Here is an 8,861-nt window from a genome sequence, read left to right on the forward strand (position 1 = left end):
GCGGGAATTAGTTATAATTATAAGGAAATGGAAGTGATGATGATGAAGCAGCAAGCAATGTTTAAAAACATGTCAAATGAACCACTGGCAAATCGCCTAAGACCAATAACTTTGACTGAATATGTAGGACAGAGGCACTTAATTGGACCGGGAAAGATTTTGTACCAGCTAATCAATAGTGATGTTGTTCCCTCAATGGTTTTTTGGGGACCACCGGGAGTTGGGAAAACAACTTTAGCACGCATTATTGCAAATCAAACAAAAGCTAAGTTTATTAATTTTAGTGCGGTGACTAGCGGCATTAAAGATATACGGGCAGTTATGAAACAAGCACAGGAAGTTCAGGATCTAGGCGAAAAAACAATCGTCTTTGTAGATGAAATTCATCGCTTTAATAAAGCTCAACAAGATGCTTTTTTACCATATGTTGAACAGGGGAGTATTATATTAATTGGGGCTACTACTGAAAATCCTTCATTTGAGATTAATTCTGCCTTATTATCAAGATGTAAAGTTTTTGTTTTAAAAGCACTAACAACCGATGATTTATTTGGTTTATTGCATTATGCGCTGATAAGTCCGAAAGGGTTTAAAGATCAAAATGTTATGATTGATGATGATTTATTATACATGATTGCTGGTTTTTCTAACGGTGACGCTCGAGTTGCTTTAAATACTTTAGAGATGGCAGTCTTAAATGGAGCAATTACTCATGATCGAATCGTAGTGGATAAAGAAACGATTGAACAATGTATCAATCAAAAATCTTTATTATATGATAAAAAAGGTGAAGAACATTATAATATTATTAGTGCTTTGCATAAATCAATGCGTAATAGTGATATTGATGCTTCAATTTATTGGATGTCACGAATGATTGAAGCTGGTGAAGATCCTCTATATGTAGCAAGGAGGCTGATTCGATTTGCTTCAGAGGATATTGGAATGGCTGATAGTCGTGCTTTGGAAATTGCAGTAGCAACATATCAAGCATGCCATTATAATGGCATGCCAGAATGTAATGTTAATTTAGCTCATTGTGTAACTTATATGGCCTTGGCACCTAAATCTAATGCGTTATATAAAGCATATGAACGAGCAAAATATGACGCTTTGAATACAATTGCTGATCCCGTTCCTTTACAAATTCGCAATGCGCCAACTAAATTAATGAAAGAATTAAATTATGGTAAAGGTTATCAGTATGCGCATGATTATGATGATAAAATTACAAATATGCAGTGTTTACCAGATAATATTAAGGATCATCGTTATTATTTTCCTACTAATCAAGGAACAGAGGCAAAGGTGATTAAACGGATGGAACAAATTGAATATTTACGAAAGCATCATAAGGATTAGGGATTAAATATGAAGGATGAATTAGGATTAGGATATTGTGGTCTTGTTTGTGGGCTGTGTAGTGAAAATGAAAGTTGTATTGGTTGTAAAAAAGGTGGGTGTCCAGAAAAGGATTTTTGTAAAAATTATCAGTGCTGCACAAAGTCAGGATATGATAGTTGTTGCCAATGTCCTGATTTTCCTTGTCAGGATAGTATTTTACACAAGTTACGGATTAGAACATTTTGTAAATTTATTGGACAATATGGGGAAGAAAAATTAATTGTTTGTTTAAGGAAAAATGAGTCTAATGGAGTAATTTACCATTATCCTAACAGCCATTTAGGAGATTATGATTTAGAGAGTGAAGAAGCAATTTATCACTTGATTTTAAAAGGGAAATAAAATACTGCTTGTGATAATGGTGATATTTTATTATAATGATGAGGTATTTAAAGGAGAAGTTTCAATGATAAAAAACATAATTGGCGGAATCGCTGTTGGTATTGCTAACGTTATTCCAGGCGTTAGTGGTGGAACCATGATGGTAATTCTAGGTATCTTTAATCGCATGATGGATGCTATTAGTGGAATCTTTAAAAAAGAAAATCCTAATCGCAAAGAAGATATTATCTTTATTTTTCAGGTTTTGGTTGGCGCTGGAGTTGGAATAATTGGATTTGCGAAAATATTGGAAGTGTTATTTGAATATTATCCAACGCAGACGATTTATTGGTTTATTGGTTTGATTGCTTTTAGTATTCCTTTATTTTTAAAAGGGGAAATGAAAGGTGAAAAACTTGTAATTATCCCTTTTATTTGTGGTTTAGCAATTATCTTTGGGTTAGAATTTTTAAATCCTGGAGAAGGGAAAGTAGTTGTTAATCCTGATTTTCCCGCTCTAAGTGCTGGTTTGTTTGTTAAAATGATAATTATTGGTGCCGTATCAGGAGCAACTATGATTATGCCCGGTGTTAGCGGTAGTATGGTTTTATTAATTTTAGGAGAATATTATCTATTTAAGTCTTATCTAGCAAATGTTACTAGTTTTAGTCTGGATGTTATTATGCCGCTAGGATTTATGGCAATTGGTATTGCCGTAGGAATAGTTGTTAGTGCAAAATTATGTTCATATTTCACTAAAACTCATAAAGCTGGATTCTTGAGTTTGATTTTAGGATTGATCGTTGCTTCGTCATTAGTATTGATTCCTTTTGATGTAAGTTATAATTTAAGTTTAGTTGTGACATCAATTATTGCAGTTATTTTTGGAGGAATCATTGTTCTTGGATTATCTAAGATTCAATAGTTAAAATATAAAAAAGAAGTTATTGATTGTAAAACCAATGACTTCTTTTTCTGTGTGTCGAGCATGGCATACATCTAGCTGGTGAAAGTCCAACCACGGGTATTTACCGCCAAGAGTAGTGAACCACAAGCCGTTAGTAGTGATGCTATGGGCGGAGGAAGTGGTGTGGCAAAATCTTCGAGGTTACGAAAAGAAATTTGATGAGGCTGAATGGTGGACAAGGTTGCAGAACAAACCAAGTCCAAAAGGTAAACGTAAAACCAAGACAGTAAATCAAAAACCTGTGAAGATAAAAAAGATGTATGCCTTACCTCGGGAGGCCTTGTGGACGATGAAGTCCAGTAAACTTTAAAAACAGTAATGATACCATCGATAGAAAAAGATTTATCACAAGAAATCAGATGAAGTCATAGCAGTCAGAAATGATGAAGGACTGAAACGTTTATAGAGTGTAAATCGCTATAAGTAATATTTGGATAGTCCGAAAGTGAGGATAGCAACTATTATTGATAAGGGGTTATTAGAATTCAAAAGCACTATTATCAAAGATTTTATTTTAGCATTTTGTGATAGTCAGTTTATTGCCAAATACGATTATTTAGAGATGCTAAGTCAGCTGATAGAAATTTTTTATTACTATTGAAGTGAAGTTGACGAGTGAGTGATATGTATATTGAATTCGATTTAGGAATAATTCAGCTAATAATTAACTTTTATTGCTTGTTTAGTCATTTTTGTTAGTTTATTTTGGTATTCAACTAGACCTTTGGTCTTAGGTGCTAGAAGGAAAATATGCAAGAAATAATTTTAATGATTAAAAGACTAGCAAAATGATTAAAATTAACTATAATATAGTTAATCATTAAGGAGGATAATTTCATGAATGTTGAAATAATTAATGTTGGGACAGAATTGTTATTAGGAGAAATTGTTAATACTAATGCAACTTATATTCAAAAAATGTGTAAAGACTTGGGGTTTAATGTTTACTATCAAACGACAGTTGGTGATAATCATGATCGTTTTAAAGAATGTCTAGATGTAGCTTTTAAACGTGGTGCTAATTGTGTAATTACGACTGGGGGATTAGGACCTACCCAAGATGATTTAACAAAAGAATTATCGGCAGAATATTTGGGTTTAGAATTATTATATAATGAAGAAGAAGCTAAAAAGGTAGAAGAAAAATGTCGATTTGTAACGGGATGGGGTGATATTCCGGAAAATAATTTTAAACAAGCTTTTTTTCCTAAAGATTGTTATATTTTAGAAAATGAAGTAGGGACAGCAAATGGCTGTGTAATGTCGAAAGATGAAAAGATAATTGTTAATTTGCCTGGTCCGCCTAAAGAAATGACTTATGTTGTTGATCATGTTTTAAAAGATTATTTAAGTCAATTTAAGCAGGATATTATTTACACATATGATTTTCTAACCATGGGAATAGGAGAAAGTCGGGTTGATGAGGTCTTAGCAGATTTAATTGATCACCAAGAAGAAGTTAGTATTGCTCTTTATGCTTCAGAAGAAACAGTGCGGGTTCGATTAGGTTGTAAAGCAAGCGATAAAGAAACTGCTGATAAAAAAATTGCTCCAATTAAGACAGAAATTGAAAAGATTTTAAAAGATTATATTATCAAAGAGAAGAATTTAAAAGAGGCCTTAGCAAACATAATGCCATCTTATTGGACAATTTATGAATGTGATAATTTTACGCTTAGAGATGATTTTAATCTTGGTCACAACCATACTGAAGATACAATGAATTTATTAATCGATTGCCGTGAACATCCTTTAGGATCAATTATTAAAATAACGATTGATTATCAAGGACGAAAAGATGTTTTCGAAATACCTTTATTAAAAGATCCAACTTTATCATATAATAAGTTAGAATCAAAAATTATTGAGCGAGTTTATAAATTTTTAACTCAACCAGGTTATAATTAGGAGAATAAGATGCTAGAATTTAGATATGATACTCAACTATTGATTGAAGGTAAAAATCTCGATGAAGATGTTATCAATGATTACATTACTGAACATTTTAAAGGAGATTGTTTGTTAGCGGTTGGTGATGATGAGTTGATCAAGATTCATTTCCATACTAACGAACCGTGGCAAGTGTTGGAATATTGTGCATCACTTGGTGAAATCTATGATATCGTTGTTGAGGATATGGAACGTCAGTCAAGAGGGTTAAAAGGATAAATAAAAAACGTCACTAAATTAATCAGTGACGTTTTTAGATATGTAAAGTTGGATCATTAGCAATTAGTTCAATAAATTTGTTTGTAGCAACAGATTGAGTTCGTCGTTTTGGATAAGCATAACCGATACTGCGTTTAGGCAATGGTTGTGATGTTTTTATTTCATGAAGAATCCCTTGATCAAGTAATTCTTGGGAGAATTCTTTAATGACACAAGAAATTCCTAGTCCTGCTCTGGCAAAGTCCAACAATAAATTATGAGCTCCAAGTTCAATTGTTGGCTTTAATAATAGTCCCTTATTAGCAAAGTAATTATCGATACGATTACGGGTATTTGATGACTTTTCTAAAAGAATTAGGGGCTTATCAGCTAATTGATTGAAGGTGTAAATATGATTATCAGGCTTTTTAGAAACAAAAATATCATGAACTTGGAAGCATTCTTTAATTACTAAAGAATCATCTTTGATGGGAAGATTTAAAAAACCGAGATCTATTTGATCAGATTTCAACAATTCACGGGTTTCTAGACTGGTTCGGTTGATTACTTTGATTTTAACCCCAGGATATAGTTGTTTGAATTTAACGATATAATTAGTTAAAAAATACTCACTAAAAGTATCACCGGCTCCAATAATTAATTGACCATCTTTTAATTCATGATAATTTGATAACTGGTTTTCTACTCCGGTAATCAATGCTAAAGCTTTGTCAATTTGCTGATGTAATAATTTACCCTCTTTAGTTAAACTAACACCTTTAGAATTGCGAATAAATAATTGAGTCTGTAGTTCTTTTTCAATACTGCTGATTGTTTGGGAAACTGCAGATTGAGAAATAAAAAGATTTCTAGCTGCGATTGAAAAAGATAGGGTCGTAGCAGCTTCATTGAATATTTTGTATTGTTCTAGTTTGATATACATATAAGTTCTCCTTATATCATAATTATAATATATTAATTTTACTAATAGCTAAGACTATAATATAATTATTCTGTAAACTAGTCAAACTATTATATTAATGTATATTTATTGATGCATTTTGTTAGTTTATTGTATATAATGTAATAGTAAATAAGAAAGGTGTGAATTTAATGGCTGGAGTTGTTGTAGTAGGAAGTCAATGGGGCGATGAGGGTAAAGGTAAAATTACTGATTACCTGGCTCAAAAAGCAGATATCGTTGCTAGATATCAAGGTGGTAATAATGCCGGGCATACAATTGAATTTAATGGTCAAAAGTTTGCTTTACGTTTGATTCCTTCAGGAATTTTTAGTGGTAATGATGTTATTTTAGGTAACGGAATGGTAATTAATCCTAAAGCTTTACTTGAAGAAATGAAATATTTAAATGATGCTAATATTAGCACTGATAAGATCATGATTAGTGATCGGGCTCATGTTATCTTACCTTATCATTTAGAAATCGATGAAATTCAAGAAACTAGGCGTGGAGCTAATAATATCGGAACGACTAAAAAAGGAATTGGACCTACATATGTCGACAAATATGAACGGATGGGAATCCGTATGGGTGAATTCATTGATGAGGAATTATTTAAAGAAAGATTAGAAGAAGCTTTGGCTTCTAAAAAAGCGCAATATCCTGAACTTACATGTAGTGCCGAGGAAATCTTTGAAGAATATAAAGAATATGCTAAAATCATTGCACCAATGGTTTGTGATACTGGTGTTGTTTTAGATGAATGTTTTCAAACTGGTAAAAATGTATTATTTGAAGGGGCTCAAGGGACAATGTTAGATATTGACTATGGTACATACCCATTTGTTACTAGTTCACATCCCGGTGCTAATGGAGTAGCTGAAGGCTCTGGAATTGGCCCATTATATATTAATGAAGCAGTGGGAATTGTTAAGGCTTATACAACAAGAGTAGGTAGTGGGGCTTTCCCAACAGAAATTGAAGGTGAATTGGCTGATCAAATCCGTGAACGTGGCCATGAATATGGTACAGTAACAAAAAGAGCAAGAAGAATTGGATGGTTTGATGCTGTTGTTGTTAATCAATCAAGAAGAATGTCTTCATTGACGGGAATTAGTTTAATGTTATTAGATGTATTATCAGGGTTAAAGACATTAAAAATCTGTACAGCTTATGAATTAGATGGTAAAATCATCAAAGCATTACCTTCAACGATTAAACAGTTGAATAGGGTTAAACCTGTTTATGAAGAAATGCCAGGATGGGATGAAGATATTACTAAGGTTACTTCTTTTGAGGAATTACCTGAAAATTGTCAAAAGTATTTAAGAAGAATTGAAGAATTGATTAATTGTCCAATTGTAATTTTCTCTGTTGGTCCTGATAGAGAGCAAACAATTGTGTTAAGAGAAATTTTTAAATAGGAGGATAGCTAGTGAAAAATGAATTAGTAATTGTAATTGATTTTGGTGGTCAGTATAACCAATTAGTAGCACGTCGAGTACGTGAGTGTAATGTTTACTGTGAGATTTATTCTTATAAAGTAGATATTGAAAAGATTAAAGAGATGAATCCGAAAGGGATTATATTAACGGGTGGCCCTAATAGTTGTTATTTAGAAGATTCACCTACTTATCAAAAAGAATTATTTGAATTAGGGATACCGGTATTAGGTTTATGCTACGGGGCTCAGTTAATGCAGCATGTGTTAGGTGGTAAAGTAGAAAAAGCTGATGTTAGAGAATATGGTAAATCTCATTTAATTGTTAGTAAACAAGAATCTAAATTAATGAAAGATGTGGCGGTAGAGTCGATTTGCTGGATGAGTCATTTTGATTATATCTCAAAAATTGCTCCAGGCTTTGAAATTACATCATACACTAAAGACTGTCCAGTTGCTTCATGTGAAGATGAAAGTAAAAAATTGTATGCAATTCAATTTCATCCCGAAGTTTTACATACTGAATATGGAACAAAAATGTTATCTAACTTTGTTTTAGATGTATGTAATTGTAGTGGTGATTGGCGTATGGATTCATTTGTTGAAGAACAAATTAAAGCGATTAGAGAAAAAGTTGGTAATGGTAAAGTGTTATGCGCTTTGTCTGGTGGAGTTGATTCATCAGTGGCAGCGGTATTATTATCTAAAGCAATAGGAAACCAATTAACTTGTGTTTTTGTTGATCATGGATTACTTCGTAAAAATGAAGGTGATGAAGTAGAAGCGGTATTTGGACCTGATGGTCAATATGACTTAAACTTTATTCGAGTTAATGCTCAAGAAAGATATTATGAAAAGTTAAAGGGTGTTGAGGAACCTGAGGCTAAACGTAAAATTATCGGTGAAGAATTTATTCGTGTTTTTGAAGAAGAAGCTAAAAAGATTGGGACTGTTGATTTCTTAGTTCAGGGAACTATTTATCCTGATGTTGTTGAAAGTGGATTAGGTGGTGAATCAGCAGTAATCAAATCTCATCATAATGTTGGGGGCTTACCTGATGCAGTGGATTTCAAAGAAATCATTGAACCATTACGTGATCTTTTCAAAGATGAAGTTCGTAAAGTAGGTCTTGAATTAGGAATCCCTGAATACTTAGTATTTAGACAACCGTTCCCAGGGCCTGGACTTGGTATTCGGATCATTGGTGAAGTAACAGCAGAAAAAGTTAGAATCGTTCAAGATGCTGATGCAATTTACAGAGAAGAGATTGCAAAAGCAGGATTAGATCGTTCAATCGGTCAATACTTCGCTGCTCTTACAAATATGCGTTCAGTGGGGGTTATGGGTGATGAAAGAACTTATGATCATGCTATCGCGCTTAGAGCTGTTAACACAATTGATTTCATGACAGCAGAAGCTGCTCAAATTCCTTATGAAGTATTAAATAAGGTTATGTCTAGAATTATTAATGAAGTTCGTGGGGTAAATAGAGTAATGTATGATATTACTTCAAAACCACCAGGAACGATTGAATTTGAATAACATTGATAGGTTTGTAGGTATCGGCTCCGTGTCAATAGTGGAGGGGCTTAAGAGATAGCGAAAGCTATCTCTTTTCT

General features: G+C 32.9%; 9 protein-coding genes. 8 read left to right on the top strand and 1 reads right to left on the bottom strand.

The window, feature by feature from the left end; all coding sequences use genetic code 11:
* The first annotated feature begins 39 nt into the window (after positions 1-39).
* The 6 genes from KSU54_RS12045 (at position 40) to KSU54_RS12065 (ending at position 4,861) form a co-directional block, all read left to right on the top strand.
* Positions 40-1,362 carry a replication-associated recombination protein A gene (locus KSU54_RS12045; protein WP_368735797.1) on the top strand — a complete coding sequence of 441 codons (1,323 nt, stop codon included), beginning with the start codon at positions 40-42 and terminating at the stop codon, positions 1,360-1,362.
* A gap of 9 nt (positions 1,363-1,371) precedes the next feature.
* Complete coding sequence (locus KSU54_RS12050) at positions 1,372-1,746, top strand: DUF3795 domain-containing protein (protein WP_117792585.1); 375 nt, start codon at positions 1,372-1,374, stop codon at positions 1,744-1,746.
* A gap of 64 nt (positions 1,747-1,810) precedes the next feature.
* The gene (locus KSU54_RS12055) at positions 1,811-2,650 is read left to right on the top strand and encodes a DUF368 domain-containing protein (RefSeq protein ID WP_008791658.1); all 840 of its coding nucleotides are present in this window, start codon (positions 1,811-1,813) and stop codon (positions 2,648-2,650) included.
* A 487-nt stretch (positions 2,651-3,137) separates the two neighbouring features.
* On the top strand, positions 3,138-3,293 hold the full coding sequence (locus KSU54_RS19470) for a DUF6323 family protein (RefSeq protein WP_003537648.1): 156 nt from the start codon (positions 3,138-3,140) through the stop codon (positions 3,291-3,293).
* A 236-nt stretch (positions 3,294-3,529) separates the two neighbouring features.
* On the top strand, positions 3,530-4,600 hold the full coding sequence (locus KSU54_RS12060; RefSeq protein WP_117792583.1) for a competence/damage-inducible protein A: 1,071 nt from the start codon (positions 3,530-3,532) through the stop codon (positions 4,598-4,600).
* A 9-nt stretch (positions 4,601-4,609) separates the two neighbouring features.
* Positions 4,610-4,861 (top strand): hypothetical protein, encoded by a 252-nt coding sequence (locus KSU54_RS12065; protein ID WP_003537653.1) that lies wholly within the window; start codon positions 4,610-4,612, stop codon positions 4,859-4,861.
* A gap of 34 nt (positions 4,862-4,895) precedes the next feature.
* Here the strand turns inward: KSU54_RS12065 and KSU54_RS12070 are convergent, their stop codons facing one another.
* On the bottom strand, positions 4,896-5,783 hold the full coding sequence (locus KSU54_RS12070; protein WP_008791660.1) for a LysR family transcriptional regulator: 888 nt from the start codon (positions 5,781-5,783) through the stop codon (positions 4,896-4,898).
* Between the two features lie 170 nt (positions 5,784-5,953).
* Here KSU54_RS12070 and KSU54_RS12075 point away from each other — a divergent pair, with 170 nt between their 5' ends.
* Both KSU54_RS12075 and guaA read left to right on the top strand, forming a co-directional pair.
* A complete protein-coding gene (locus KSU54_RS12075) occupies positions 5,954-7,225 on the top strand; it encodes an adenylosuccinate synthase (RefSeq protein WP_217751463.1) in 1,272 nt (423 codons plus the stop codon).
* Positions 7,226-7,236: 11 nt separating this feature from the next.
* Positions 7,237-8,784 carry a glutamine-hydrolyzing GMP synthase gene (gene guaA / locus KSU54_RS12080; protein ID WP_008791662.1) on the top strand — a complete coding sequence of 516 codons (1,548 nt, stop codon included), beginning with the start codon at positions 7,237-7,239 and terminating at the stop codon, positions 8,782-8,784.
* The last annotated feature ends 77 nt before the right edge of the window (positions 8,785-8,861 follow it).

The sequence above is a fragment of the Erysipelatoclostridium sp. MSK.23.31 genome, assembly GCF_019125875.1.
GTDB lineage: Bacteria > Bacillota_I > Bacilli_A > Erysipelotrichales > Coprobacillaceae > Thomasclavelia > Thomasclavelia ramosa.